The organism is Pseudomonas sp. PSPC2-3 (assembly GCF_049898265.1).
In the GTDB taxonomy this organism is placed as follows: domain Bacteria; phylum Pseudomonadota; class Gammaproteobacteria; order Pseudomonadales; family Pseudomonadaceae; genus Aquipseudomonas; species Aquipseudomonas veronii.
Map to the genome: position 1 here is coordinate 280,725 of NZ_JAFCXJ010000002.1, position 26,728 is coordinate 307,452.

Sequence of the window (26,728 nt, forward strand, 5' to 3'; positions counted from 1 at the left end):
TCTCATGCACACTCCGACCACCTTACCTGCCAGTTTGCACAGCCCCTTCCACCCCGGCGAAGTCGCCTTGGTGGGCGCCGGCCCCGGCGACCCGCGCCTGCTGACCCTGCGGGCCTGGAGCCTGCTGATGCAGGCCGATGCGGTGGTCTTTGACCGGTTGATCAGCGCCGAGATGTTGGCGCTGATCCCGCTGACCTGCGCGCGCCATTACGTGGGCAAGGCCAGCGGCTGTCACAGCCTGCCGCAGGATCAACTCAATGAACTGCTGGCCGAACTGGCCGACCAGGGGCAACGGGTGGTGCGCCTCAAGGGCGGCGACCCGTTTATCTTCGGCCGTGGCGCCGAAGAGCTGGAATACCTGCTGGCCCGAGGCGTGCCCTGCCAGGTGGTGCCGGGCATCACCGCCGCGTCCGGGTGCAGCGCCTATGCCGGCATCCCCCTGACCCACCGCGATCTGGTCAACTCCTGCCGCTTCGTCACCGGGCACCTGCAACGCGACGGCGCGTTGAAGCTGCCTTGGGCCAGCCTTGCCGAGCCGAGCCAGACGCTGGTGTTCTACATGGGCCTGTCGAACCTCGCGCTGATCGCCGAACACCTGGTGGCGGCGGGCCTGCCGGCGGACACCCCAGCGGCGCTGATCAGCAACGGCGCGCGAGCCGACCAGCAGGTGGCCCGTGGCACCCTGCGCCAGTTGCCGACGATGGCCGCCGACTGCGAACCCGGTGTGCCGACCCTGACGGTGATCGGCCATGTGGTCAACCTGTTCGCCGGAGCCGCCCTGCACTTCCCCGCCAGCCTGTCGCCGGCCCGCGAAGCGGTGGCGGTATGAAACGCCTGCTACTGCTGCCCTTGCTCTGGGCCGCCGCCGCCCACGGCACGCCGGCCGAGGACTACCAGCGTCACTGCGCGAGCTGCCATGGCGTCAACCGCATCGGCGCCAGCGGCCCGGCGTTACTGCCGGAAAGCCTGGGGCGGATCAAGCCGGAGGAAGTGCGCAAGGTCATCGAGCAAGGGCGCCCGGCCAGTCAGATGGCGGCGTTTGCACCACAGTTGAGCGCTGCGCAGATCGACGGCCTGGCGAATTTCCTGCAGCAACCGCCTGCCACACCGGCGACCTGGAACGAGCAGGACATCCATAACAGCCACACCCTGCTGGCAGACCTGAGCCGCTTGCCGACTACGCCTCAGCATCATGCCGACCCGCTCAACCTGTTTGTGGTGGTGGAGTCCGGCGACCATCACATCGACATTCTCGACGGTGACACCTTTGCCGTGCTGGACCGCTTCCCGACCCATTTCGCGGTCCACGGCGGGCCGAAATTCTCCCCCGATGGGCGCTTTGTGTACTTCGCCTCGCGCGACGGCTGGATCAGCCTGTACGACTTGCACAACCTCAAGCTGATCGCCGAAACCCGCGTGGCGCTCAACACCCGCAACCTCGCGGTGAGCAAGGACGGGCGCTGGGTGCTGGTGGGCAATTACCTGCCGGGCAATCTGGTGGTGCTGGATGCCCGGGACCTGTCGCTGGTCAAGACCCTCGACACCGCGTCGCGGGTCAGCGCGGTGTACACCGCTCCGCCGCGCAACAGCTTTATCGTGGCACTCAAGGACGTGAATGAAGTCTGGGAACTGTCCTATGCCGCCGCCCGGCCCAGCTTCGAACCCCGGCGCATCCAGGCCCAGGACGTGCTCGATGACTTTTCGTTTTCCCCGGATTATCGCCAACTGGTCGCCACCTCACGCAAGGCCGGCGGCGGCCAGGTAATCGATCTGGACACCGGCCACGTGGTCACCGACATCCCACTGTCCGGCATGCCGCACCTGGGCTCGGGGACGTATTGGCAGCGCAACGGTGAGTGGGTGTTTGCCACGCCCAATATCAGCAAGGGGCAAATCTCGGTGATCGACCTCAAGACCTGGAAGCTGATCAAGCAGATCCCCACCCTCGGCCCGGGCTTTTTCATGCGCAGCCATGCCAATTCGCGTTATGTGTGGAGCGATGTGTTTTTCGGGCCGGACAACGATGCGATTCACCTGATCGACAAACAGACCCTGGAAATCGCCCACACCCTACGCCCAATGCCGGGCAAGACCGCCGCCCACGTGGAATTCACCCGCGACGGCCGCTACCTGTTGCTGAGCATCTGGGCCAACGATGGGGCGTTGATCGTCTATGACAGCCAGACACTCAAGGAGATCAAGCGCATCCCGATGAACAAACCGTCGGGCAAGTACAACGTGGGCAACAAAGTCGAATTTGCCGAAGGCACATCACACTGAACCTCGCGCCGGGCACCTGCTCGCCAGCGAGGAAACCCCGGCATGGGTTGAAATGGAAATCGACAACTCCCACAAAGAGACCGCGCTGCGGGCGGACATGGTGATCTACTGTGGGAGGTGTCGAGCCCCGGCGAGGCTGCGACGGGGCCGGTACTGCTGACAGTTTTGCTGCCTGACCGTCCGCTATCGCAGCCTCGCTGAAGCTCGACAGCTCCCACAAGGAGACCTCGGTGCGGCCGGACATGGTGATCTACTGTGGGAAGTGTCGAGCCCTGGCGAGGCTGCGACGGGGCCGGTACTGCTGACATTTTTGGCGCCTGACAGCCCGCTATCGCAGCCTCGCTGAAGCTCGACAGCTCCCACAAGGAGACCGCGCTGCGGGCGGACATGGCGATCTAGTGTGGGAGGTGTCGAGCCCCGGCGAGGCTGCGACGGGGCCGGTACTGCTGATATTTTTGGCGCCTGACCGTCCGCTATCGCAGCCTCGCCGAAGCTCGACAGTTCCCACAAGGAGACCGCGCTGCGGGCGGACATGGTGATCTACTGTGGGAGGTGTCGAGCCCCGGCGAGGCTGCGACGGGGCCGGTACTGCTGACAGTTTTGGCGCCTGACCGTCCGCTATCGCAGCCTCGCTGAAGCTCGACAGTTCCCACAAGGAGACCGCGCTGCGGGCGGACATGGCGATCTACTGTGGGAGGTGTCGAGCCCCGGCGAGGCTGCGACGGGGCCGGTACTGCTGACAGTTTTGCTGCCTGACCGTCCGCTATCGCAGCCTCGCTGAAGCTCAACAGCTCCCACAAGGAGACCGCGCTGCGGGCGGACATGGCGATCTAGTGTGGGAGATGTCGAGCCCCGGCGAGGCTGCGACGGGGCCGGTACTGCTGACTTTTTTGCTGCCTGACAGCCCGCTATCGCAGCCTCGCTGAAGCTCGACAGCTCCCACAAGGAGACCGCGGTGCGGGCGGACATGGCGATCTACTGTGGGAGGTGTCGAGCCCCGGCGAGGCTGCGACGGGGCCGGTACTGCTGACTTTTTTGCTGCCTGACCGTCCGCTATCGCAGCCTCGCTGAAGCTCGACAGCTCCTACAAAGGGACCGCGCTGCGGGCGGACATGGCGATCTACTGTGGGAGGTGTCGAGCCCCGGCGAGGCTGCGACGGGGCCGGTACTGCTGACTTTTTTGCTGCCTGACAGCCCGCTATCGCAGCCTCATGCTCGTTCCCACATGTTGATCGGTGTATGACCTAACTCATCCAGTTCCCGCCATCGACGTTGTAGGTCTGGGCGACGACATAGTCGGCGTCCTTCGACGCGAGGAAGATCGCCATACCGGTGAGGTCTTCAGCGGTGCCCATGCGTCCGAACGGCACCTCGTCGCCTACTCGCTGCTTCTTCTCGCCCGGCGCCAGGCCTTCGTGCTTGGCGAACAGTGCGTCCACCCCGTCCCAATGCTCGCCGTCGACCACGCCCGGGGCGATGGCGTTGACGTTGATGCCCTGCTTGATCAGGTTCAGCCCCGCCGATTGGGTGAGGCTGATCACCGCCGCCTTGCTCGCGCAGTACACCGCGACCAGCGGCTCGCCACGCCGCCCCGCCTGGCTGGCCATGTTGATGATCTTGCCGCCGTGGCCCTGGCGGATCATCTGCCGAGCCGCGGCCTGCAGGGTGAACAGGGTGCCGGCGACGTTGATCGAGAACAGCCGCTCGACACTCTCGCGGGTGATGTCGACAATCGGCGCCAGATCGAACAGCGCCGCGTTGTTGATCAGAATATCCAACTGGCCGGCATGGGCCACCACGGCGGCAATCGCGGCGTCGATCGACGCCTGGTCGGTGACGTCCATCGCCACCGCGTAAGCCTGCGGGCCCAGTTCGGCTGCTGTGGCCTGGGCCCGCTGCAGGTCGATATCGGCGATGGCAACCGTGGCGCCTTCATGGATATAGGCCTGGGCAAAGGCGCGACCGATGCCTCGCGCCGATCCGGTGATCAGCGCGCTCTTACCTTCCAGTCGTTTCATGGGGTGCGTGTCCCTCGGGCATTGATGGGGGATAACCGGCGCGTTTGATCTCGTGCTCGGCGGTGTCCACCGCTTGTTTTTATGGTCGAGGGCCGATTACAGCAGCTTGGCCGGGCCCTCACAAACCCGTGGCGAATGCCCGACCGATACTTTTTTAACCGCAGGCCCGGAATCAAAAAAGTATCAGTGTCGGGCGAAAGCTTCGGTAGCGCGGCTGTCGCCAACACGCGTATTTTGGCGCAATTCCCCAAGTACAAGAGGCATCACCATGCCCATCAGCCGCGCCGAGTTGTTCGAACACCGCCCCGCGGAACTCGAAGTGATCCTGCCCGAGCCGGAACACTGTTTTCGCTGGTTCGAACATGACTACCCCTACGAACTGGCGCGCTGGAATCACCACCCGGAATTCGAGATCCACCTGATCCGCCAAGGCAGCGGCAAGTTGGTGGCGGGCGATTACATCGGCGCATTCGGTGCCGGGCATGTTGCGCTGATCGGCCCGGACCTGCCCCACGACTGGATCGGCGACCTAGCCCCCGGCGAACACCTGAACGGCCGCGATGTGGTGCTGCAATTCGACGGCAGCGCCCTCCTCGCCCTGCGCAAGACCCTGCCGGAACTCGGCGACGTGCAGCCGTTGTTCGAACAGGCCCGGCGCGGCCTGGCATTCAGCGGCGAAACCGCTGCGCAAGCGGCCCGCCTGCTGGAAGAAATCGGCAGCGCCCACGGCCTGCAACGCCTGATCCTGTTCCTGCAACTGCTCGACACCCTCAAGAACGCCCCGCCGCCGCAGGTGCAGGCCCTGGCCAGCCCGTGCTATGCGCCGACCCTGGACGCGCGCAGCGCCGAGCGCATCAACAAGGCGTTCGACTACCTGATGCGCGAATTGACCGGCGATGTGCGCCTGTCGGTAATCGCCCGGCAACTGGAGATGAGCGAAGCGGGCTTCTCACGCTTCTTCAAGCGCAACACCGGCCACGGCTTTATCGACCTGATGCGCAAGTTCCGCATACAGCGGGCGTGCCGGCTGTTGCTGCAAAGCGAGCTGTCCGTGGCGGCGATCTGCTTTGAAGTGGGCTACGCCAACCTGTCCAATTTCAACCGGCACTTTCGCATCGAGATGCACCAGACGCCCAGTGAATATCGGCGCGAAACGGCCATGCACCTGTTCCAGCGCAGCGAAAAAATGACACCGCGTCAATACTGACCAAATGGTCGATTAATTAGAATTTTTCCCAAGCTATTCAGCCCATTGAGTAAAGTTGGTACAGCTTGTGCAAACGTTTGCGGAACGAACTTGGCCGCCAAGTTCACCTCAACCCGAAGAATCGGGTCTAAACCGCAACTGAATAGGGATTTTCAATGCACCCCACCTCAAGGCATTCCGCTTCCTTTGGTGTTTCCCTGCTATTGAGCGCCGTTACGGGAGTACTCAGCCCGCCCATTCTGGCGCAGGAACAACCCGTCGATGACTCAGCACAGGGCGAAACCCTGAGCCCTGAAGCCAGCCCGGCGAAAAAAGGCGTGTACCTGTCGGACTGGTTCAACCAGGACCTGACATTGATCGGCAGCAAAGACATCAGCTTCGGCCCCAAGCCGGCCGATGACGTCTACCTGGAATACGAGTACTTCGGCCGCAAGGGTCCCTTCGAGCTGTACGGTTATATCGACGTGCCGAAGATTCTCGGCATCGGTAACAGTAATGACAAAGGCGCATGGGATCATGGCTCGCCGCTGTTCATGGAGCACGAGCCACGGATCTCCATCGACTACCTGGCGGGGCGCAGCCTGGCCATCGGCCCGTTCAAGGAATGGTACGTGGCCTTTGACTGGATCTACGACCACGGCAGTAACACCGCCAACCGTGCCAACACGCTATACAGCGGCCTCGGCACCGACATCGACACCCACTCGCGGGTCAACCTGTCGGCGAACTTTTATGGGCGTTACCAATGGGAAAACTATGGCGCCAGCAATGAATACGCATGGGACGGCTACCGCGCGCAGATGAAGTACATTGTGCCCATCGACACGTTCGACAACGGCGCCTCGCTGACCTATATCGGCTTCACCAACTACGATTTCGGCTCGGACCTGCACAAGGACAACCCGGCGCGCACCGCCAACGCGCTGGTGGCGACCAACGTGCTGCTGTACTCGTTCACCCACCTGCGCTTCACTCTGGTCGGTCGTTACTTTCACAACGGCGGTAACTGGGAGGATGGCAGCGAGCTGAATTTCGGCGACGGTAACTTCCGCGCACGCTCCAACGGCTGGGGATACTACGCCGGCGTAGGCTACCAATTCTGATCAAGGAGTTTTAGATGAGTCTGTTTACCCGTGTCTCGCTGGCCGTCGGCCTGGCGCTGCTGCCCCACCTGGTACTGGCGCAGGCGCCTGCGCCGATCAAGCCCAAGGTGATGCTGATCACCATGTTCGCCCCCGAGGCGCAAACCTGGATCGATCGCCTGGCGCTCAAGCAGGAAGTCCGCGTGCCGGGCTTGTCTGCCGAATACCCGGTGATTCGTTGCAATACCGAAGACGTCTGCCTGCTGGTGACCGGCATGGGCCAGACCAACGCCGCCGCCTCCACCCTGGCGTTGGCGCTGTCACCCAAATTCGACTTGCGCCAGAGCTACTTTCTGATCGCCGGGATTGCTGGCATCAGCCCCAAACACGGCACCCTCGGCACCACCGCCTGGGCGCATTACCTGGTGGAGTTCGGCACCCAGTGGGAAATCGATTCGCGGGACGCGCCCAAAGACTGGCCGACCGGCTACATCGGTATCAACACCAAGGGTCCGAACGAAAAACCGCCGCTGGACTACAAGACCGAAGTGTTCGAGCTGAACCCGAAACTGCAGGCCAAGGCGTTTGCCCTGTCGCAGAAGGTTGAGCTGACGGAAAGCCCGGAATCCAGCGCCTGGCGCAAACACTACCCTGCGGCACCGGCCAACCAACCGCCGCAAGTTACCCGCTGCGACACCCTGGCGGGCAACACCTGGTTCTCCGGCACGCGCCTGAGCGAGCGCGCCGAAGTCTGGACGCGGTTGCTCACCGACAACCAAGGCGAATACTGCACCACCCAGCAGGAAGACAACTCCACCTATGAAGCCCTGCTGCGCGCCAGTCGCGAAGGGCTGGTGGATATCCAGCGCCTGGCGGTGGTGCGCGCCGGGTCGGATTTCGACCGGCCTTATCCGGGCTACAGCGAGGTGGATAACCTGCTCAAATATGCGGACCAGGGCGGCTTCGTGCCGGCGCTGGAGAACCTGTACCGCACGGGCAACCCGTTGGTCCAGGCGATCCTGAAGCACTGGTCGGCGTGGGAAAAAGGCGTGCCCGACGCCTAGTCAAAAACCACCGGTGGGAGCGGGTTTGCTCCCACCTGTTCAAGCGCGTCAGGGCAGCAAGACGATCTTATCGGCGCTGCCCACATTCACCTCCTCGAAGCATTTCACACCCTCGGCCAACGCCACTTCGCGCAGGCCGCTCGGCAGCGGCAGCAACCCTTCGTCAAAGAAGTGCCCGAACTGCTCCAGCATCACCGCACATTGTTCGCAGTTGTAGAGCAACGAATTGATCCCCACCACCGAACCGCCCTTGCGATACAGGGCCAGGGCCGGCAGTTGCACCTGACCGTCGACCGGCGCGGCAATGATCGCGATGCGCCCGAACGGCGCCAGCCCCGCCACGGCGGCGGGCAACCAGAACCCCGTGGTGTCGAAGATCACATCGGCGCCGCCCTTGAACACGGCATTGACCTGCGCGCCCAAATCCTCCGGCTGGCCCAGGGTAATCGCGGCGATACCTTGCGCCTGCAACACTTCGGCCTGCTCAGGGCGTCGCACCGCCGCCAGTACCTGCGCCCCAAGGATTTTCGCCAAGGCCAACGCCGCACTGCCGACGGCCCCGTTCGCACCGATGACCAGCACCCGCGTGCCCTCGCCGACCGCGCTGCGCTGCAGGGCGTCCCATGCGGTGGTGTACGGCACACCGAGGCTGGCGGCCTGGGCAAAACTCAGGTGGCTGGGTTTGTGCGCCACGCCCTTGGCCGACACAGTGAGGTACTGGGCGTGGGAACCGTCGGCGAAAAAACCGAGGTCACGCCCGGTGCCCCAGACCGCCTGCCCGACCCATTCCTGCGGGCCTTCGACCACCACGCCGGCGAAGTCGCGACCGGGAATGCGCGGCAGCGTGGTGTAGGGAAAGCGACCGAGCACATTCTTCACGTCGCTGGGGTTGAGACCGGCGGCCTTGATCTGTACCAGCACGTCCCCGGCGGCGGGCACCGGGGTGGCGACGTCGACGAAACGCAGGGTGGAGAGGTCGCCGGTGGCGGAAAATTGCAGCGCTTTCATGAGCGGCATCCATCAAAGGGGAAAGGACATTCAGGACAACCAACCACTGACCAACTGACGCCCCATCGGCCACAGTTTTTCGCCGAGCAACATGCCCATCAGGCCTACCAGCGCGATGGCCGGCGGCGCGGGCGAGCGGAAATCCAGCGCACCGTAGATCACGCCGACGAAGAGGCCAATGGCAAGGGAGATCAAGTAACTCATGGGGGCAGCGCCTGGTGGTTGGATGGCGCTTAGTGTAGGAAGCCGCCGCCCACCTCATCGGCCAAGTGCTTCAGGATTTCGGCCAAACCTTCAACCGCGGTACTGCGACGGTGCCACACCGAGTTCACGACGGAACATGTCGCTGAAACTGCTGGGCGAGTAACCCAGGGACCGTGCGATCGCGCTGACTGACTGGCCTTGGATCAACTCAGCCACCGCCGTGGCCAGTTGCACCTGGCGGCGCCATTCGGCGAAGCCCATGCCAAGGTGGTTCTGGAACAGCCGCGCCAAGGTCCGCACACTGGCACCGGCGGCCTCGGCGTGATGCTCGAAGGGAATCGCCAGGGATGGCGCCGCCATCACCGCCTGGCAGGCATTGACCAGGCGGCGGTCGGCCTCCAGCGGCATGGCGATGCGGATTGACGCACGACGTGCGCGCTGCAGCTCCAGCAGGGCCAGGCCGACCACCGCGTCGTAATAGCCGGCATCGCCACTGTCGCCCTGCTCCACCAGGGTGACGATCAACTCGCGCAGCAGCCCGCCGACTTCAATCACCTGCACCTGGCTGTCCAGCGTCGCGGCCAACGCCGGGCGCAGGTAGATATTGCGCATCTGCAAATCCGAAACCACGCGTATCCCGTGTTCCACGCCCGGCGGCAGCCAGACGGCGCGTTGGGGCGGCACCACCAGCGCTTCGCGTGGCGTCTCGACCCACATCACCCCGCTCATGGCATAGAGCAACTGGCCCCAGTCATGCCGATGGGGCTCTACATACCAACCACGCGGGTAGGTCCGCGCCAGCGGCTGCACGGGCACGGCGTGATCACTGAGGTCGGGGGGCGTGGCCAGGGCCATGGGGAACACATCCGGCAAGGGTGAGCGGCCATGGTAATGACCAGCGCCCGACAAGCCGAGCGAATTTTTACCGCGCTCAGCCTTTAGCCGACTTGGCGCATTCGCAGCCCGTCGGCGCCACACACGGCTCACCATGGGCATGGTGTTCGGCACAGCCCTGGCAGCAATAGCCCTTACCGTCTTTCATCACCGCCTCCACTCCCAGCACACATTTGCAGTGTGGGCAGGCACAGGTTGTATCTGGCATGGTCAGACTCCTTCGTTATGGTCGTCCCGGTGCGGCGGGCGCCGACACCTTTAGCAGTGACTGCGGGCCGGCGCGGATGGTTCCTCCCATCAGTCGGTGCGGGCGTTGCTGCGGTACATGAACACCAGCGCTAGCGCCAGGCAGGCCATTGCCACGATCCGGCTGCCCGACAGCTCGATGTCCGGGTGGCCCAGCCAGCCGAAATGGTCGATCAGCACGCTCATGGGGAAAACGCCTCGCGGTTAAAGTAGGTCCATTCCGATTTTTCGGGCCACTATTCCTAAGCCCGGCACGCTGCGACAGACTTCGACGAAATCCTTGTTTGGAGCAATGCCATGGATGTCATATACCGCAACCCGTCGCGCTCAAAACGGTTGGCGTCAACCAGCGGTCAGGCTGTCTTTGATAGCGCCAGCAGTTCTGGCTATATTTGGCCAAAATATGCGGAGAGCCCCATGATTACAGTGCCGTTGGGCGAAGCCAAAAACACGCTGTCAAAACTGGTTGATGAGGCAGCTGCCGGCAAAATCATCACCATCGCCAAGCATGGGCGAGCGATGGCGCAGCTTGTCCCTGTTGGAAAATCCAAAGGCCGGCGAATTGGCGCCATGCAAGGCAAGCTGGTGATTCCGGATGACTTCGACGCGCCTTTGTCCGACGACCTCATCGCGGCGTTCCAGGGCACTCATTCATGAGAGTGCTGCTGGATACCCACATCCTATTGTGGACGTTGAACGATGACCCCAAGCTCTCCAGCAAAGCCCGAAAGCTGATTGAACATGCCGCAGAGATCTACGTCAGTGCCGCCACATTCTGGGAACTGGCGATCAAGGTCGGCCTGGGGAAACTCACTGTCGATCTGGATGAAGTCCGTGAGTGCTGCCTGCAAAGCGGTTTCGTCGAACTCCCCATCACGTCAGAACACGCCATTGCGGTCAAGGATCTCGAGCCTCATCACAAAGACCCTTTCGATCGGCTCATCGCTGCAACCGCCCTGAGCGAACCAATGAAGCTATTGACGGCCGATCCGCAGGTTGCCCAATACACATCGCTGGCGGTCCTGGTGTAGATCGCCCCAGCACCGCGGGCCTTGGATCAAAACAACCACTGCCCGATCAACCACGCATTCGCGCCACTGATCAGCGCAAACAGAAACCACGCGAGCAAGCGCGTCGGCAGGCGATTGACGAACGGGCCCATCAGTCGCGCGTCGCCGGTCATGCGAATCAGCGGATACAACGCAAACGGCAACTGCAGGCTGAGCACCACCTGGCTGAGAATCAGCAATTTGCCAATGGCCGCGTCGCCCATCAGCCACACGCCCACGAACGCCGGGATCAGCGCCAGCCCACGGGTGATCAGGCGTCGCTGCCAGCAAGGAATGCGCAGGTCGAGGTAGCCCTCCATGATCACTTGCCCGGCGATGGTGCCGGTGAACGTGGAACTCTGCCCGGAAGCCAGCAAGGCGATGCCGAACAGGATGCTGGCGAAGGCGCCGCCGACCAGAGGATCGAGCAAATGGTAGGCGTCCTGGATCTCAACCACATCGGTATGCCCGGTTTTATGGAACGCAGCGGCGGCAAGTACCAGGATCGCGGCGTTGACCAGCAAGGCCAGGGCCAGGGAGCCGATGGTGTCGATACGCGCCAGCTTGACCGCGTCCTGCTTGCTGGCGAGGTCTTTGCCGATCAGCCGGGTTTGCACGATCGAGCTGTGCAGGTAGAGGTTATGCGGCATCACGGTGGCACCGAGGATACCAATCGCCAGGTACAACGGCGCGGCATCGCTGATGGCCGACAACGACGGCGCAAAGCCGCTGAACACGTCCGGCCAATAGGGCTTGATCAGCACCAGCTCGATGAAGAAACACACGCCGATGGTGGCAACCAGCGCCAGCATGATCGCTTCCAGGCGGCGGAAACCACGGTTTTGCAGGGCCAGCACCAAGAGCGTGTCAAACGCGGTGATGACAATGCCGGTGGTCAACGAAACACCGAGCAGCAGGTGAAACGCCAGGGCGCAGCCGAGCACTTCGGCGAGGTCGGTGGCGATGATGGAAATTTCCGCCAGCACCCACTGGGTGCGGGCCGAGCGTTGGCTGTAGCGTTCGCGGCACAGTTGCGCCAGGTCCTTGCCGGTGGCGATGCCCAGGCGCGAGCACAGGCACTGCACCACCATGCCCGCCAGGCTGGCCAGCAGCACCACAAACAGCAGGTTGTAGCCGTAGCGCGAGCCGGCCTCGATCGCCGTGGCCCAGTTGCCCGGGTCCATGTAGCCGATGGAAATCAGCAAGCCGGGGCCGGCAAACATCAGCATTCGTTTGAAAAACGACGCCTTGGGGTCGACGATGACAGAGCCAGCCACTTCCGGCGGGCAAAACGGAGCGGTAGCGATTTTCGGCAGGCTGAATTTCACGCAGTATCCCAGGCAAACACTCTAGACAAGCCCGTAGCTTATCAGTCGGATGCAACCGTTCGCATCACCGTGTCCCGCGGCAGGTCAAACGCTTCGACCACTTGCACCACCAGGTCCATTTCCTGGTTCAACGCTTCGCGCTCCATGCGCTGGCGGATCACCCCGATCACCAGTACCGCCAAGGTCGTGATCGAATACGCCGGGCCGGAAAACGCACGCACCCCGCTCACCAGCAACATCGCCGCCGCCAGTGCCTGGCCCACCAGCGGAATCGCCGTGGCCGCGCCGCGCCGCAGGATGAACCCGGTCAGCCCCGCCAACGCCGTACCGCTCAACGCCGTAGCGGCCGAACGGCCGACATCGATGCGATGGAACAGGCCCTGCTCCTTTTGCGCCGCCGCCTGAAGCTCGGCGTCGAACGCCTGTCGGTCGGCGTGGCTGAGTTTGTCCTTGTATTGTTCGATGAGTTTTTCCGCGACCCGCGCTTCGATATCCGCCAGCACGACGGTCTCCATCGGTTCATCGAACTTGATCCCCAGCCGCTGCGCCACATCCTCGGCGATCTGGCGATACCCCACGCCGTGCCCCCGGGCGAGGTTCATGAAGCTGTCGCCGCCCATGCGCTGCAACTCGATGGCCAACTTCAGCGGCTCGCGCACCGTGGCATCAATCGAGGCACTGCGCTTTTGCGCGATCAATTCGGCGAGGAACTTCAGCTCGTCCGGGCGCGCCCGCACCAGCACCGGGAACAGTTCGTCATCTTCTTCGGCAAAGCGCACCTCGCTACTGCGCTGGTCGGCGCGGATCATGCCGCGTCGCTCCTGCAGCAGGTCGGTGTACTGCACCACCGTCTGCAACTGCGGCCAATAGGCCGCGTGATCGAAGCTGGCCAGGTGAACGTTGGTCACCTTGGCCTTGAGCGCGGGTGTGATCGGGATGGCGTAGCGACCGATGCAACGCTCGGTATCCGGTTTCATCGCCAGGGCCCAATCCTTACTGGAGTGACAGTTGATCACCCGCCCCGAAAGCGCTGCGCACACTTCATCCCAAGGGCTCGACGTACAGATCGCCCCGCCCATCAACAGCAAATGGTTCAACGGCAGTTCGCGCGCAGTGTCGGGGTTGGCCAACACGCTCTTAACCAGGATGCGCGCGCCGAGGGAATGCCCGATCAGGTTGATGCGCCGCACCTGCAGCGACTCGCCGTGGAGGAATTCGGCCAATTCCGGCAACAGGCTGCGGGCCACTTCATCCACCCGCGCCTCGACACTTTTGTAATGGTCGAGAAAATACCCGATCGCCTTGCCCACTCCTACCGTTGCCGCTCCCAGGCCGCCGCCGCCGAGCATCGCGGTGATCACGTCCTTGAACGGTGCGAACAGGTTTTCCAGAAAATGCCCGGCCGGCCAGAACAGCATCAGGTTGGTCGAACCTTCGATACTTGCCAGTTGCGCCGTGAAGTTGCCCAGTTGCTGCCGGTTGAAGAACGCCGAGTAACCGTGAACATAGAGATTGAGCACGTCCCCCTGAGGCTCGCCGCACAGTACGAACGTGGGCTTGCGGGTACGGTGCATTTCATCCCACTGGTGCTGCATGGGCCGGTGACTCCTGGTGACGAAGGACGCCGATAGTAACAAAGGGCGGGCCACAGGAAGGTGAATCCTGACGGGCGCGGACGCCGCAACCCCCTCAGAACAACGGCGCGGCCTTTGATTTAGTCAGATAACGCGCCGGGGTATCGCCCAGGTTGCGCCGGAACAGCGCGGTGAAGGCGCTGGCACTGCTGAAGCCCAACTCAAGCGCCACCTCGGTGATGGACACGCCGTGGCTGAGCCGGGCAGTGGCTTCCAGCAGGCAGACTTGCTGGCGCCAGGCGACGAACGTCATGCCCGTGCTCTCAAGGAAATGGCGGGTAAAGGTGCGCCGGCTCATGCTCGACCACGCGGCCATTTCGTCAATCGAAGTGTGTTGCGTAGGGGCCTCCAGAAAACGCTGGCAGGCGCTCGCCAGCCGTGGCTCGCGTGGCAACGGCGCGCTGAGGGGCAACTCGGGCATCGCTCCGATCTCATCGATCAGCAGCGTCAGCACGCAGGCCTGCCTGGCATTGGGTAAGGTCGAAGGCTCGATGGCCAGCGCCGCCTGCAACAGATGCCTGAGCAGGGGCGACACTTCAAACACCTGGCAGCGTGCCTGCAACCCCGCCCGTGCGGCGGCGCCGGCGTCCAGGTAGGTATTGAGCATCACCACATCGCCGCGCATCTGCATTTCATGGGGCACGCCGCCGGGCACCCAGATCGCCCGCTGCGGCGGCACCACCCAGTTGCCCAGGTCGGTAAACATTTTCAGCGCGCCGGTGGAAGCGTAGGCGAACTGACCTCGCGGGTGCGTGTGCCGCGCAAACACGGTGCCAGAGGGGTATTCGCGCAGCGTCACCAGCGCGTCGGGGCTGTCGGAATCAAAAGTGGGCATCATGGCCCGATTCTGTCAAAAGTTGACCTGACACAGCAAGCGGGCCATTGCCTTGCCGCCTAACATCGACGCCTTTGAAGCTGCACTCTGCCTAAAAGGAAACCCCATGCAGAAAAAACACCTGGTGCTTGCTGTGCTGGTTACGTTGGTCTGGGGGGTGAACTTCCCCCTGACAAAATTGGGCCTGCGTGCAATCGACCCCTTTGTCCTCACCGGCATACGCTTTGCCCTCGCCGCCCTGCCGCTGGTGTTTTTCATCAAGCGCCCCGCCGTGCGCTTCCACTATGTGGCGGCTTACGGGCTTATCTTCGGGCTGGGGATGTGGGGCGTGATCAACTACGGCATTCAGGTCGGCGTCAGCCCGGGAATCGCCTCGCTGATCATCCAACTCAGCGTGTTTTTCAGCATGGGTTGGGGCTATGTGCTGTTCCAGGAAAAAATCCGCAGGGCCCAAGTGCTCGGCGCCGTGCTCGCGGTGACCGGCCTGGCGGGGATTATCGCGACGCAACACGGCGACCACGCGCTGCTGGGTATTCTGTTGATCGTCTTCAGCGCGCTGGCCTGGAGTGTCGGCAACGTGATCATCAAGCAATCGGGCGTGAAAGAGATCTTCTCGTTCATGGTGTGGGCCAGTCTGTTCCCACCGATTCCGCTGTGGCTCATGGCCTGGTGGCTGCACGGCAGCGCAGCGTTCGCCAACGTGGGCGCCAACCTCGACCTGACGGCGGCGGGTTCCATCCTGTTCCAGGTCTACCTGGCCACGCACTTTGCCTACTGGGGCTGGAACTCACTGCTCAAGGCATACCCGGTATCCACCGTAGCGCCGCTGTCCCTGCTGATTCCGGTGTTCGGCATGACCAGTTCGATGCTGATCATCGGCGAGCGCATATCCACGCCCAACCTGCTCTCGATCGCACTCATCATCACCGGGCTGGCCGTGGGGTTGTACCGCACGCCCGCCAGTGCGCCTGGAAAAACACTCAGCCAGTGAAAGACACGCCCGCGAGAACGCAGTCGCCCAGCAAAAAAACCCGCGCCCAGCACGATCCCACACTGCAAAAACACAATTATCGACATGTAAAAAGCGCTCTAATAGCCGCCTGTTGATTGGCTTTAAAGATTTTGGAGTTCGCAATGCCCCATGAAGGCAACCTGTTACAAGCAGCCGTGGTGTTCCTGCTCGCCGCCGTGCTGACCGTGCCCCTGGCCAAGCGCCTGCAGTTGGGCGCGGTGCTGGGCTATCTGTTCGCCGGTGTGATCATCGGCCCGTCGGTGCTGGGCCTGATCGGCAACCCGCAAAGCGTCGCGCAGTTCTCGGAGTTGGGCGTGGTGCTGCTGCTGTTCATCATCGGCCTGGAGCTGTCGCCGAAACGTTTATGGGTGATGCGCAAGGCGGTATTCGGTGTCGGCCTGGCCCAGGTGCTGCTCACCGGCCTGGTGATGGGCGGGGTCGCGCTGTGGCTGTTCGGCCAGTCGTGGAACAGCGCAATCGTGCTGGGCCTGGGCCTGGCGCTGTCGTCCACCGCCTTTGGCCTGCAAAGCCTGGCCGAGCGCAAGGAGCTGAACCAGCCCCACGGGCGCCTGGCTTTTGCGATTCTGCTGTTCCAGGACATTGCGGCGATCCCGCTGATTGCCATGGTGCCGTTGCTGGCCGGGGGCGATCACCCAAGCACCCAGGCCCAGGGCGTGCAGCACGTGTTACAGATCCTCGGCAGCATCGCCGTGGTGATCATCGGCGGGCGCTATCTGTTGCGCCCGGTGTTTCGCGTCGTCGCCAAGACCGGCCTGCGCGAAGTGTCCACGGCCACCGCGTTGCTGGTAGTGATCGGCACCGCCTGGCTGATGGAGTTGGTCGGCGTGTCCATGGCCCTGGGCGCGTTCCTCGCCGGCCTGCTGCTGGCGGACTCGGAATACCGCCACGAACTGGAATCCCAGATCGAACCGTTCAAGGGCCTGCTGCTCGGCCTGTTTTTCATCAGCGTGGGCATGGGCGCCAACCTCAGCCTGCTGCTCAGCTCGCCGCTGGTGGTGATCGGCCTGACCCTGTTGTTGATCGGTTTGAAACTGCCGCTGCTGTATGCCGTCGGCCGGCTGGTGGGCGATCTCAACCGCGAGAGCGCCTTGCGCCTGGGCGTGGTGCTGGCGGCAGGCGGTGAATTCGCCTTCGTGGTGTTCAAGATCGGCCGCGACCAAGGCCTGTTCGAACCGCACCTGTACGACATCCTGGTGCTGACCATCACCCTGTCGATGGCCGTGACGCCGCTGCTGTTGCTGGTCTGCCCGAAGCTGTTCAAGCCCAAGGTCAAACCCGTGGAAGTCCCCGAGGAATACCGCACCATCGAAAGCGATGCGCCGCGCGTGGTCATCGCCGGCATGGGCCGCATGGGGCAGATCGTCGCGCGAATCCTGCGCGCGCAGAACATTTCGTTTATCGCCCTGGACACCTCGGTCGAAACCATCGAGCTGACCCGCAGTTTCGGCGGCATGCCGGTGTTCTACGGCGACCCGCAACGTCCGGAGATCCTGCACGCGGCCAAGGTCGACCGGGCGGAGTTCTTCGTCATCGCGATGGATGACCCGGAGATCAACATCAAAACCGCCGAACTGGTGCGCAGCCTCTATCCGCACATGAAGATCATCGCCCGCGCCCGTAACCGGCAGCACGTCCACCGTTTGGTGGACCTCGACGCGTCACCGGTGCGCGAAACCTTCTATTCCAGCCTGGAAATGAGCCGCCGCACCCTGGTGGGTCTCGGCCTGAGCCAAGCCCAGGCCGACGCGCGCATCACCCGGTTCAAGAACCACGACCTGCAGGTCCTCGCCGCCCAGCACGCGGTGTACGACGACGCGGCCAAGGTCATGCAGACCGCCCAGGAAGCCCGTGCGGAACTGGCGCGGTTGTTTGAAATGGACCGTCTTGAGGAAGAGTCCGACAAGGTGTGATGGTGCGGATGAACGATCTTGCGAATTTTCTGACAGAATACGGCGCAATTTCGTTCATCTACCGGAGCGCTTCTTCATGGCCACTTTCACCAAGACCGCCGTCCTGCTGGCCCTGGCGCTTAGCGCCGGCAGCGTATTCGCCGCGGCCAAGCCGGCGGATCAGACCATCTCCACCTTGGGCGGCAAGTTCAGCTTCGACCTGCCCAAGGCCTATGTCGCCGACACCCTGCCAGCCGGCAAGGCAGCAGACGGCACCGGGGATACCCAAGGTACGATGTACGCGAACCAAACCACGAAAAGTGTGGTCATCGTCGCCGAAACCGTGCGCAACGACGGGGTGACCATTAAAGATAATGACCCGCAGTTTCTCGACGGCGCAGTCGCCGGGTTCGTCAAGGACCAGAGCGCCGCCCTGCCCGACTTCAAGAAACAGAACGAAAAGAAACTGACCTTCAAAGGCCTAGGCCTGCGCCAGGTGGACAGCACGGCCACCCAAGGCGGCGGCAAAACCTTGAACTCCACCTTCCTCGGCGGTTCCGGCAATCACTTACTGGTGATCCAGGCGATTTCGCGGGCGGATGATGTGAAGGGGCATGCGCAGTTGGTGAAACTGATCACCGGCGGCAAGTAAACCGACCGTTAAAACCACACCGATCAACTGTGGGAGGGGGCTTGCTCCCGATGGCGGTGCATCAGTCATGCATGTGTTGGCTGACACACTGCTATCGGGAGCAAGCTCCCTCCCACATTTTTAGCGGTGTTCACTTCACATTGGTTTCCAGCCAGGCCTTCAAGTCCTGCACTTCCGCTGCGCTGATGGTGTGGTTCATGCCCGGATAAGTATGAAACTGCGGCTTGAGCCCCAACCCCGACAACACCTCGTTCGCCCGCGTCGCCGAGGCATACGGCAGCGCTTGGTCCAACGTGCCGTGGCCGATGAAAATCGCCAGCTGGCCCAATCGCTCATCCGGCTTGAGCTGCGTCTTGAGCACCGGCAGCACGCTGCCACTGAGCGCCGCAATCCCGCGCACCAACTCAGGGTCACGTAACGCCACCTCGTAAGACATGATCGCGCCCTGGCTGAACCCCACCAGGAACACCCGGTCAGGGTGGGTGTGGTATTTGACGGTAGCCTTGGCGACAAACGCCTTGATCAGCCTGGCGCTGCTCTGCAGGTCGTCGGTCATCCCATCGTAATCGCCGTCACCCGGTGTCTTGGTGAACCAGCGGAACCCTTGGGCGTCCACCGGCATCGGCGCGCGCGCCGACAGGTAGGTCCAGGTGGACGGCAGCGCATCCTTGATGCCGAACAGGTCTTCCTCGTTGCTGCCAAAACCGTGCAGGAAAATCACCAGCGGCTGGTTGCGCGCATCGCCCTGGGTCTGTTCCAGGTACAACAACGGCAAGTCGGTGTGCAGGTCGGAATCGGCGTGGGCGGCACCGGCCACCAGGGTCAGCACCAGCGCGAACAGTTTGAACATGGAGATCGACCTCAGGGTTTGCGCAGCAAATAAGTGTCCATGATCCAGCCGTTGGCCAGACGCGCAGCCTTGCGCACCCGTTGGATGTCTTCAGCGACTTCACTCACCTTGCCGCTGATGAGGATTTCATCCGGCGTGCCGAGGTAGGCCCCCCAATAAATGTCCAGATCCTGATCGGCCACGGTGCGGTAGGAGTCTTCGGCGTCGAGCATCACCACCAGGGTGTCGGCATCGCTCGCCTGCCCCGCCGCCAAGCGGCGCCCGGTGGTGATCTCGATGGAGCGGCCGATGCGGTTCAGCGGCACTTTGTGCTGGGCCGCCAAGGCCTGCACGCTGGTGATGCCGGGGATCACTTCGAATTCAAAGACGCAGCGGCCACTGGCCAGGATCGCCTGCAGAATGCGGATGGTGCTGTCGTACAACGCCGGATCGCCCCAAGCCAGAAAAGCCCCCACTTCGCCGTCGGCCATTTCTTCATTGATCATGCGCTCGAAGGTCTGCTGCTTATCGCGGTTGAGGTCCTGCACGGCGCGGGTGTAGTCGATGTCCCCGCGCACCCGCTCGGGGCAATCGGCCTCGACGAAGCGGTAGCCGGGCTCGGTGATGTAGGTTGCGCAGATCTCACGGCGCAGGTCGATCAGCTTGTCTTTGCTCTGGCCCTTGTCCATCAGGAAAAACACGTCGGTGCGGTTCAGCGCCTTCACGGCCTGCATCGTGATGTAGTCAGGGTTGCCGGCGCCAATGCCGATGATCAGGATGCGTTTCATGGGTTGCTCTCATTGCGGGGCGTGGATTTTGCCATGTTCACGCACTCAGGCGTGAGTTTCCAGGCGCAGGCGCCAGACGCCGTTGAAACGCAGCTCCGTGCAAGACAGCGGCTCCACATCGATGCGATAAAACATCGCGACGGGAAACTGCATGACGTAGAGCAACGCGGCGCGGATGACAAACGGATGGGTGATGGCCACGACATGGCCGGATTCGGTCTGCAGCGACTGCATCCACTGCGCGACGCGCGCGCAGAGCCGATCCACCGACTCGCCACCGTGGGGTGCGCTCGCGCTGTCGGTGAGCCAGGTCGTCAGTTCGGCGCTGTCGAGCGCGGCGATGTCCTGGCCTTTCCAGTGCCCGACATCGCCATCGCGCAAGGCCTCTTCGATCTGCGCCCGACCGCCGAACAAGCTCGCTGTCTGACGGGTTCGCGCCTCGGGCCCACAGCGCAGCCGCACGTTTTTCTTGAAGCGACCGGCCAGGGATAACGCCGCGTTTTGCCAATCCATCGCCAACGATTCGTCATCGGCAAAGCAGCCGCGCTTTTGCAACGGCGTGACGGCATGGCAGATCAGAGTCAAACGGGTGGCTTGCATCGCGGATCGCAGCTACAGGAAGGATGAGGCCGCCAAGACTGGCGCAGTTGGGGCGATCACGCAACGTCCGGGGCCGGATCCTGCACTAATCAAACCACTCCCGCCGCCCCTCGAACGTACTGGTGATCAACTCGACGATCATCTGCACCGCCTCGGCATGCTGCACCTGCGCTTTCACCGCCAGCCACACCTGGCGCTGCATGGGCTCGGCGAGCAATCCCGGCAAGGCCACCAGGCCACGGTCGAAGCTGCCCATGTAGCGCGGCAGCAAACCGATGCAGGCGCCGCAGCGGATCATCTCGAGCATCAACGAATAGGCATGCACCTGCACGACCGCGGCCAGGCGCTGTGCCACCACCGTGTTCCATGGCTGTAAGGCGTTCACCTGCCCATCCGGCTGCCACTGCACCAGCATGTAGTCATCCAGGTCTTCGACACTGTCGGGGCGGGTTGTCAGCCGCGAGTAACGCTTGGCGATGTGCGGCAGGTACTCCAAGCGCGCCAGCACTTGAGGCGGCGCAGTGGGGAAACTCGGGCCGGGCGTGGGGCCATCGGCGTCGGAGAGCCACAGCACCACGTCAACGTCCACCGCTTGCAGGGACAATTGGCTGTCGATGGAGATGATTTCCAGGCGCACGCTGGCGTTGCGGCGCAGCAAGGCGATCAGGTCGCGCCCGAGGATGTCGTGCAGGATCGGCTCGGCCACGGCCAGGCGAATCAGCGGTTGCTCCACCACCGGCAGGCGCCGCGCATGGGCCAGGGCAATCAATTGCGCCTGCAGCAGTTGACCATCGCGGCTGAGTACCAGGCCGTTGCCCTGAAAACTGAACAACACGTGGCGCAGCTGTTCCTCCAGTTGCGCCAGGCGTTTGCGCAGCAGCGTCGCCTTGATATTCAGGCTGCGCGCCGCCTGCATGAAACAGCCGCAGCGCGCACTCACCAGAAAGTAGCGCGCGACCTCCGGCTCGATGTCGTTGGCCAGGGCCAACCAGGCGCTGCGGGACTGGCTCGGCTCGCGATAGGGTGCAGGCCCCTGGGGGCCAGACGGTTCTAGAAATGCCATGGGAGACTCCCTGTCTTGTAGGTCTTGTGCATCCAATGCGGTTGACGCGGGTTACTCCAGCACCTGGTTCAACTGCGCGCCGTCGATGCTCAAGGTCGCGGTATTGAGCATGCCTTCCAGGTACGCCTTGGCGATCTGTTCCTGGCGTTGCGCGCGCAGGGCCTGGGTCAGGCGCTCGCGCAGTTCGTCGAGGGTGGCGGTGCGCGCCGGTTGCTGGGCGGTGAGTTTGAGCACATGGAACCCCGCCGGGCTTTGCACCACCTCCGAGACCGCGCCGACCTTGAGCCGCGACACCGCTTCGCGCACCGCCGGCACCAGTTGCTGCAACGGCTGCAAGCCCGAGTCGCCACCGCGCTGGGCGGTGTCCGGGTCTTGCGAGTATTGCGTGGCCAGGGCGGCAAAATCCCCCGGCGCGGCCTGGGCCTTGCGGCTCAGTTCCTGGGCCTGGCGACGTACCGCGTCGACACTTTGCGGGTCATTCAGCGCCAGGAAGATCTGGCTGACCCGGTACATCGGCGGCGTTATCCATTGTGCTTTGCCAGCGTCGTAGGCCTGCTGCAATTCAGCGGCGCTGGGGTAGTCGGCCGGCACCTGGCTGACCGAGAGCATGTAGTCGCGAAACACGATCTGTTCGGTGGCGGCGCGGGTCTGTTGCTCCACCTCCGGGCGCTGGCGCCAGCCCTGGGCGTCGGCCTGTTCGAGCACGGCCTTTTGCGCCAGGCGCGAACGCAGCCAGCCCTCCAGGGCGCCACGGTTGCCGCGCAGTTGCTCACGGGATTCGGCCGGCAGGCTCGCCAGCACGCTTTTCAGTTCAGGCACGTCGATCTGCTGGTTGCCCAGGCGTGCCACCGCCGGCGCGCCACGCTCGTTGGGCGAGGACGTGACGACAGGCGCCGGTTGCTGAGCGGCGACCGGGTCGCTGCCCGGTCGCAGGCTCAACCCCACCGCCACCACCAGCAACGTCAGCGCCCCCGCGCCGACAACCACGGTTCGCTTCTTCACAGCACCGGTACCTCTTCAGCCACAGGTTCAGCCGCCGCCTGGGCCTGCAACTGCGCGGCGTGCTGGCTGTACTCACGCAGGTAGACGATAAATTCCTGCAGCAAGCGGTCCCACAGTTCCAACTGGCTGCGCAGGTGCGTGGCGCCGACACCGGCCACCACCACGTCCATTTCCATCAGCAGAAATTCACCCTGCACCGACAGCCGCGCAAAACGGCGCGAGGCGTTCCACACCTGGGCCAGGCCTTCGGGCAGGTCGCCCTGCACGCGCAGCGCGCAGCTGTAGGTGAAATCCACGTAGCTGCCCGGCTCCGTCGCCGGGTTGCCGAAACGCACGGCAAAGCCAATGCCCTGGCTCGCGCTGAGCAGTTGCACGATGCCGTTCTGCTCGCTCTGGTTGACCCGGTAGCCGGCCTCTTGCAGCAACTCGGTGAGGCTCTGGGCGGTGACGCTGGTGATCAATTCGTTCATGGTCTGCTCTTCCTTGTGGATCAATGATTGACGCCCGCCTGGGGCGCATCGAAGCGGGTCTTGTACAGATCGTCGCCAAACCCCTGGGCCAGTTCCTCGAACTTGACCCGCGCACCGCTGGCGAAGGGTTGGCGAATACTCATCACCTCGGCCACGTCGATTTTTTCGTAGGCCGCGAGCAACTGCTGAGCCACGCCGTACATCTGCTGATTCTTGGCTGAACATTGCTGCACTTGTGTGTCACGTTCGCTCAGTTGCGCCTGCAGGCGTGCGCGCTCGGTTTCTTTGCCCTTGGCCAACACCAGCAGTTCGTCATAAGCCTTCTTGAACTTGCCGATCTGCTCGTTGCTCGCCGCCGCCTGGGCTTGCGCCTGGCTGTGCAGGTTCTGTTGCTGGCCGGCGAGTTGCTCGGCCACGCCACGGGCCTTTTCCAGCTCGGCGGTCAATTGCTTGATTTGCGCCTGGGCCTGCTTGGCCTGGTTTTCCGCCGCCAGGCGCGCGGCACTGGCCTGGGCCTGCTCGCTTTGCAACGCCTGCAACTGCTGGGTGGTGCTGCGCAGTTGCGTGCGCAGGCGCTCTTCCATGCCTTCGGCCGAAGCACCGGTGGTAACCAGCAGCAACAGCAGCGCGCATATTCGCGTGTTCATGGGGCATCTCCCTGCGCATCAGAAGCGCGTGTTGAGTTCCAGTTGCATCACATCGACTTCGAACGGCGCGCCATACACTTCCGACGCGCTCAACCAACGCGCACTGGCGTAGATGTTCTTGTCGATGCCGTAGTTGCCGCCAATGAAGTAGCCCTTGGCGTTGGTGCCGCCGAGGTGATACGAGGAGTCGTTGAAACCGTCGGGCAAGGCGTCAGGCTGGATGTACTTGTAGCCGGCCAGCACGTTCCAATCGCCACGTTTGCGCATCTCCAGCGCACTGCCGAGGGTGAACTGCACCATCATGGCGTTGCCGCCACTTTCAAACTGGCCCTTGCTATTGATGTTGTTGACGATCTGGCCTTCGCTGCGCTTGAGCATTTCGCCTTTGTCGTAGGCCAGGTTGCGGATGTAGTTGCCTTGGGTGCGCAACTTGAAGTCGCTGGGCAGTTCGCTGTCCCAGACCAGGTTGAGGTCCAGCACGTCGAACTTGGACGCCAGGCCTACGTACTGCGGGTCTGGCGTTCTGACAGGGTCCGCCGGGTTGGTGGTGTTGTTACGCAGCAGGAACACACTGTTGCCTTTTTGCATAAAGGCCACACGCGTGCCGTCGGTGTCGCAACCGGGGGCGCCGGCCCACGGCGAACAAGGGCTGGAGCGCTCGCCCTGGATGTCCTGGAACTGGTAGTAGGCCGCGGCGAGCTTAAGGCTGTTGCCGCGGTTGATCTTCCAATCGGCGCCGATTTGCCCGCCGAACAGCCATTTGGTCTGACTGTCTTCCTTGTCCTTGCCGTTGCTGCTGGCGGCATCCGCGGTGTATTCGACCGGGAATGCACCGAGGGTGCCGAACAGACCCCACTCGTTGTTGAGCTTGTGGTTGAAGATCGCAGCCACGCCGTCGAAATTGAGCTCGTTGGAATACATCATGTCGGTGGCGTAGAACGGATTGGCGATTCGCCCGCCGGTCAAGGTCATGTAGTCGGTGGTCTTCCACCTCAGGTAACCCTGGTCGAGCCAGATGTCCTTCTTGCCGAAGCCACCGCCCAGGGTCTGGGTAGTGGACACCGGGTTATTGTCAGAGCCGGTGCCCAGGCGAATGCCGGCGGTCCATTCCGGCGAAATCACCGCTTTCATGCCCAGGCGCGCACGCAGGCGGAACAGGCTTTCGCGGTCTTCACGGGTGTTGAGCAGCGGCGGCAACTTGGTGTTGGAGTTGCGGTTGACGTCGTAAGGCCCGTTCTCATTGAGCTTGGCGTAATCGAGGATTTCATTGCTGTTGTTACCCGAGAAATAGCGCGACTCGTCACGCAGGCGGATATCGCCATCAAAGCTGATGCGCGAGACCCAATCCGGGAAGGTATTGGGCTGGGCCCAGTTTTCCTGCTTGGCGGTGGCCATGACTTCGGCCTTGACCTGATCGCGGATCTGGTCGCGCACCGCTTGCGGCACATACTGCACGCGCACATCGCCAGGTGCCGCCGTCGGGCCGCTGGCGACCACCGGCGCGGCATTGGCCTGGCGTGCCTGCTGGGCCTCTTTTTCTGCCTGGGCGATCAGCCCATTGGCGGTGTCCTGGGTGAGCACGCCTTGCTGTACCAGCAGGCGGATCAGGTTGATCGTGACGTTTTCCGAAGGGGCGACCGGGGCGGCCGTCGCCTGGCCGACCAGGGTCGCGATGACCATGCCGACCGCCAGGGTCAGGCGATTCACGGGGGAAATCATTCGTAAGCAACTCCTGTAAAAAACTGCAAAAAATGGGTTCGATCAATCCGGACGCCGACCCTTGAGGGACAGGCGCACCGGCATGCTCACCGAGGCTGGAACGCGTTGCGCGGCATGCGGTACACGCAACGCCGCCAGCACCTGGGCGTCGGTCTCGCGGTCGCCGCTGGACTTGGCCAGCTCCACACGCGTGACCTGGCCCTCGGCGCTCAACCACACATCCGCCTGTACCGCGTAGGCCTTTTTGCGTAACTCCGGGTCTTCCCTCAGCAGGCGTTGAAACACCCCCGCCAGGTATTGCTTGTACGTGCCGGTACCCAGGCCACCACCGCCGGAACCGGCCATGCCGCCGCCCTTGCCCGCGCCGATGTTGAAGCCGTCGTTACCGGACTGCGCATCGCCATCGATCTGCATCGGGTTGGCCAAGTCGTCGGCCGGCGAAGGCGGTGCTTCTTCCGCCGGCTTCACCTCTTCGGGCTCCGGCGTGGGCACCGGTTCGGGTACTTTTTCTTCCACCTGGGGCTCGGGTTCCTTGGGTTTTTCCGGCGGCGGTGGCGGCGGTGGCGGCAACGGGATAATGGTCGGCACCTTGGGTGCTTCGCGGCGTACCCCACTCATGTCATTGGCCCATTGCCAGAGAAACCAGGCGGCCACGGCGCCCAGCAGCAGGCCGGCGCCCCACTTCAGCGGGCGCAGCGGCGGCTTGTTCTTCACGGGCAACGGCGGCATCGGGATCTGTGCGGTCATGACTCAGCCCTGGCTCGGTTTGCCGGTGACCAGCCCGACCTGGGACAGCTCCAACCGCCGCAGCAGGTCGAGCACCTCGATCACCTTCTGGTACTGCACCGTGGCGTCGCCGCGCACGATCACCGGGAAATCCGGGTTCAGCGCTTTCTCGATGCGCAGGCGCTCCTCCAGCTCGCCGAGGGTGACCGGGTAGGCATCGAGGAACACCTGGCCGCCGTCGTTGACGGAGATGGCCTTGGTCTTGGCCTCCGACAGCGACACCGAGGCGCTGGCCTTGGGCAGATGAATCTGGATGCCCGAGACCTGGGCGGTGGCGGTGAGGATGAACATCACCAGCACCACCATCAGCACGTCCACCAGGGGCGTGATGTTGATGCTGTCGACGGCGGCATCGTCGTCATCGTCGTGGGAGGCATTTACGGAAGCCATGGCGATTCTCC

28 protein-coding genes and 1 pseudogene are annotated in these 26,728 nt (G+C 63.3%); 10 read left to right on the plus strand and 19 right to left on the minus strand.

Annotated features, from left to right (window positions below; translation table 11 throughout):
• The first annotated feature begins 4 nt into the window (after positions 1–4).
• Complete coding sequence (gene cobA / locus ACP7E3_RS05185; RefSeq protein ID WP_017849359.1) at positions 5–829, plus strand: uroporphyrinogen-III C-methyltransferase; 825 nt, start codon at positions 5–7, stop codon at positions 827–829.
• Entirely contained in the window at positions 826–2,280 is a 1,455-nt protein-coding gene (locus ACP7E3_RS05190; RefSeq protein ID WP_057004357.1) for a cytochrome D1 domain-containing protein, read from the plus strand. The genes cobA and ACP7E3_RS05190 overlap by 4 nt, the downstream gene beginning before the upstream one ends.
• Before the next feature lie 1,244 nt (positions 2,281–3,524).
• On the opposite strand, the gene ACP7E3_RS05195 is transcribed toward ACP7E3_RS05190, so the two are convergent.
• Positions 3,525–4,298: an L-iditol 2-dehydrogenase gene (locus ACP7E3_RS05195; protein ID WP_017849171.1), complete on the minus strand. Its 774-nt coding sequence runs from the start codon at positions 4,296–4,298 to the stop codon at positions 3,525–3,527.
• Between the two features lie 268 nt (positions 4,299–4,566).
• Between ACP7E3_RS05195 and ACP7E3_RS05200 the strand changes: the two genes are divergently transcribed.
• From ACP7E3_RS05200 to ACP7E3_RS05210, 3 genes are all read left to right on the plus strand, one after another.
• On the plus strand, positions 4,567–5,505 hold the full coding sequence (locus ACP7E3_RS05200) for an AraC family transcriptional regulator (RefSeq protein ID WP_426122474.1): 939 nt from the start codon (positions 4,567–4,569) through the stop codon (positions 5,503–5,505).
• 155 nt (positions 5,506–5,660) lie between these two features.
• Complete coding sequence (locus ACP7E3_RS05205) at positions 5,661–6,608, plus strand: nucleoside-specific channel-forming protein Tsx (RefSeq protein ID WP_201021164.1); 948 nt, start codon at positions 5,661–5,663, stop codon at positions 6,606–6,608.
• A gap of 14 nt (positions 6,609–6,622) precedes the next feature.
• Positions 6,623–7,651, plus strand: coding sequence for a purine-nucleoside phosphorylase (locus ACP7E3_RS05210; protein ID WP_046383067.1), 1,029 nt, complete (start codon positions 6,623–6,625; stop codon positions 7,649–7,651).
• A 48-nt stretch (positions 7,652–7,699) separates the two neighbouring features.
• Here the strand turns inward: ACP7E3_RS05210 and ACP7E3_RS05215 are convergent, their stop codons facing one another.
• The 5 genes and pseudogenes from ACP7E3_RS05215 to ACP7E3_RS05235 all read right to left on the minus strand — a co-directional run.
• Positions 7,700–8,659 carry a quinone oxidoreductase family protein gene (locus tag ACP7E3_RS05215; RefSeq protein ID WP_046383066.1) on the minus strand — a complete coding sequence of 320 codons (960 nt, stop codon included), beginning with the start codon at positions 8,657–8,659 and terminating at the stop codon, positions 7,700–7,702.
• A gap of 30 nt (positions 8,660–8,689) precedes the next feature.
• A complete protein-coding gene (locus ACP7E3_RS05220; protein ID WP_017849167.1) occupies positions 8,690–8,863 on the minus strand; it encodes a DUF1427 family protein in 174 nt (57 codons plus the stop codon).
• Between the two features lie 90 nt (positions 8,864–8,953).
• Positions 8,954–9,718 (minus strand): AraC family transcriptional regulator, encoded by a 765-nt coding sequence (locus ACP7E3_RS05225; protein ID WP_046383065.1) that lies wholly within the window; start codon positions 9,716–9,718, stop codon positions 8,954–8,956.
• A 76-nt stretch (positions 9,719–9,794) separates the two neighbouring features.
• Positions 9,795–9,965 carry a metallothionein gene (locus ACP7E3_RS05230; protein ID WP_079444133.1) on the minus strand — a complete coding sequence of 57 codons (171 nt, stop codon included), beginning with the start codon at positions 9,963–9,965 and terminating at the stop codon, positions 9,795–9,797.
• 89 nt (positions 9,966–10,054) lie between these two features.
• Positions 10,055–10,189: pseudogene (locus ACP7E3_RS05235) on the minus strand (DMT family transporter); the annotation flags it as partial.
• A gap of 111 nt (positions 10,190–10,300) precedes the next feature.
• On the opposite strand from ACP7E3_RS05235, the gene ACP7E3_RS05240 reads away from it, so the two are divergent.
• A complete protein-coding gene (locus tag ACP7E3_RS05240; protein ID WP_227778671.1) occupies positions 10,301–10,660 on the plus strand; it encodes a type II toxin-antitoxin system Phd/YefM family antitoxin in 360 nt (119 codons plus the stop codon).
• Entirely contained in the window at positions 10,657–11,034 is a 378-nt protein-coding gene (locus ACP7E3_RS05245; RefSeq protein WP_046383063.1) for a type II toxin-antitoxin system VapC family toxin, read from the plus strand. Before ACP7E3_RS05240 ends, ACP7E3_RS05245 begins: the two co-directional genes overlap by 4 nt.
• Before the next feature lie 26 nt (positions 11,035–11,060).
• Here ACP7E3_RS05245 and ACP7E3_RS05250 read toward each other — a convergent pair whose 3' ends face one another.
• From ACP7E3_RS05250 to ACP7E3_RS05260, 3 genes are all read right to left on the minus strand, one after another.
• The gene (locus ACP7E3_RS05250) at positions 11,061–12,380 is read right to left on the minus strand and encodes an Nramp family divalent metal transporter (protein ID WP_046383062.1); all 1,320 of its coding nucleotides are present in this window, start codon (positions 12,378–12,380) and stop codon (positions 11,061–11,063) included.
• A 41-nt stretch (positions 12,381–12,421) separates the two neighbouring features.
• A complete protein-coding gene (locus ACP7E3_RS05255) occupies positions 12,422–13,975 on the minus strand; it encodes a DUF726 domain-containing protein (protein WP_046383061.1) in 1,554 nt (517 codons plus the stop codon).
• 94 nt (positions 13,976–14,069) lie between these two features.
• Positions 14,070–14,852 (minus strand): AraC family transcriptional regulator, encoded by a 783-nt coding sequence (locus tag ACP7E3_RS05260; RefSeq protein ID WP_426122480.1) that lies wholly within the window; start codon positions 14,850–14,852, stop codon positions 14,070–14,072.
• Positions 14,853–14,955: 103 nt separating this feature from the next.
• Here ACP7E3_RS05260 and ACP7E3_RS05265 point away from each other — a divergent pair, with 103 nt between their 5' ends.
• The 3 genes from ACP7E3_RS05265 to ACP7E3_RS05275 all read left to right on the plus strand — a co-directional run bounded on the left by ACP7E3_RS05265 (position 14,956) and on the right by ACP7E3_RS05275 (position 18,423).
• Positions 14,956–15,840 (plus strand): EamA family transporter, encoded by an 885-nt coding sequence (locus ACP7E3_RS05265; protein ID WP_104902991.1) that lies wholly within the window; start codon positions 14,956–14,958, stop codon positions 15,838–15,840.
• A gap of 143 nt (positions 15,841–15,983) precedes the next feature.
• Complete coding sequence (locus ACP7E3_RS05270; RefSeq protein ID WP_046383058.1) at positions 15,984–17,792, plus strand: monovalent cation:proton antiporter-2 (CPA2) family protein; 1,809 nt, start codon at positions 15,984–15,986, stop codon at positions 17,790–17,792.
• 76 nt (positions 17,793–17,868) lie between these two features.
• The gene (locus ACP7E3_RS05275) at positions 17,869–18,423 is read left to right on the plus strand and encodes a hypothetical protein (protein ID WP_017849157.1); all 555 of its coding nucleotides are present in this window, start codon (positions 17,869–17,871) and stop codon (positions 18,421–18,423) included.
• Between the two features lie 130 nt (positions 18,424–18,553).
• Here the strand turns inward: ACP7E3_RS05275 and ACP7E3_RS05280 are convergent, their stop codons facing one another.
• From ACP7E3_RS05280 to ACP7E3_RS05325, 10 genes are all read right to left on the minus strand, one after another.
• Entirely contained in the window at positions 18,554–19,273 is a 720-nt protein-coding gene (locus ACP7E3_RS05280; RefSeq protein ID WP_426122483.1) for an alpha/beta hydrolase, read from the minus strand.
• 11 nt (positions 19,274–19,284) lie between these two features.
• Positions 19,285–20,040, minus strand: a complete 756-nt coding sequence (cobF, locus tag ACP7E3_RS05285; protein ID WP_108525161.1) for a precorrin-6A synthase (deacetylating) — start codon at positions 20,038–20,040, stop codon at positions 19,285–19,287.
• A gap of 45 nt (positions 20,041–20,085) precedes the next feature.
• Positions 20,086–20,640, minus strand: a complete 555-nt coding sequence (locus ACP7E3_RS05290; protein WP_169864323.1) for a histidine phosphatase family protein — start codon at positions 20,638–20,640, stop codon at positions 20,086–20,088.
• Between the two features lie 85 nt (positions 20,641–20,725).
• Entirely contained in the window at positions 20,726–21,703 is a 978-nt protein-coding gene (locus ACP7E3_RS05295) for a LysR family transcriptional regulator (protein ID WP_046383054.1), read from the minus strand.
• Between the two features lie 51 nt (positions 21,704–21,754).
• Positions 21,755–22,705 (minus strand): peptidylprolyl isomerase, encoded by a 951-nt coding sequence (locus ACP7E3_RS05300; RefSeq protein ID WP_169864327.1) that lies wholly within the window; start codon positions 22,703–22,705, stop codon positions 21,755–21,757.
• Entirely contained in the window at positions 22,702–23,175 is a 474-nt protein-coding gene (locus ACP7E3_RS05305) for a YbjN domain-containing protein (RefSeq protein ID WP_046383052.1), read from the minus strand. The genes ACP7E3_RS05300 and ACP7E3_RS05305 overlap by 4 nt, the downstream gene beginning before the upstream one ends.
• A 20-nt stretch (positions 23,176–23,195) precedes the next feature.
• A complete protein-coding gene (locus tag ACP7E3_RS05310; RefSeq protein ID WP_017849150.1) occupies positions 23,196–23,822 on the minus strand; it encodes a hypothetical protein in 627 nt (208 codons plus the stop codon).
• A gap of 18 nt (positions 23,823–23,840) precedes the next feature.
• Complete coding sequence (locus ACP7E3_RS05315; RefSeq protein ID WP_057004369.1) at positions 23,841–25,541, minus strand: putative porin; 1,701 nt, start codon at positions 25,539–25,541, stop codon at positions 23,841–23,843.
• 42 nt (positions 25,542–25,583) lie between these two features.
• Positions 25,584–26,288: an energy transducer TonB family protein gene (locus ACP7E3_RS05320; protein WP_057004370.1), complete on the minus strand. Its 705-nt coding sequence runs from the start codon at positions 26,286–26,288 to the stop codon at positions 25,584–25,586.
• A 3-nt stretch (positions 26,289–26,291) separates the two neighbouring features.
• The gene (locus tag ACP7E3_RS05325; RefSeq protein WP_017849147.1) at positions 26,292–26,717 is read right to left on the minus strand and encodes an ExbD/TolR family protein; all 426 of its coding nucleotides are present in this window, start codon (positions 26,715–26,717) and stop codon (positions 26,292–26,294) included.
• Between the last annotated feature and the right edge of the window lie 11 nt (positions 26,718–26,728).